This is a genomic window from Pseudoalteromonas sp. S2893, assembly GCF_005887105.1.
Classification (GTDB): domain Bacteria; phylum Pseudomonadota; class Gammaproteobacteria; order Enterobacterales; family Alteromonadaceae; genus Pseudoalteromonas; species Pseudoalteromonas atlantica.
Map to the genome: position 1 here is coordinate 1 of NZ_PNCY01000163.1, position 359 is coordinate 359.

Sequence of the window (359 nt, forward strand, 5' to 3'; positions counted from 1 at the left end):
CCTGCAGCACACCTATTTGAAGATTAGAATTACGTACACTAATCATATTGCCCAATGAAGCCACAAAGGTACCCCCAACGGCAATTAGTAACACTAGAAACGCACCATTACTCAAGACGAATAGCTGTAAATGCGTCCAAAACAGAATAATAATACCCACAACGCATATAAACGCGCCGCAGTAAATACGTTAGGCAATGGTCTTTGCAAAAAATAAACGGGAGTTGACTATGTTCATTATTAGCAACATTGAAAATGCAAAAGAGGCCAGTGCCGATGACTGGAAGTTGTGTGCCCAATACAAAACGAAATAATGTAAGCCAAAGATTCAAAGGCCCACTAAAGCACAACCACCATGA

1 pseudogene is annotated in these 359 nt (G+C 40.7%); it reads right to left on the reverse strand.

Annotated features, from left to right (window positions below):
* Positions 1-325: pseudogene (locus CWC04_RS19790) on the reverse strand (EamA family transporter); the annotation flags it as partial.
* Positions 326-359: the final 34 nt, after the last annotated feature.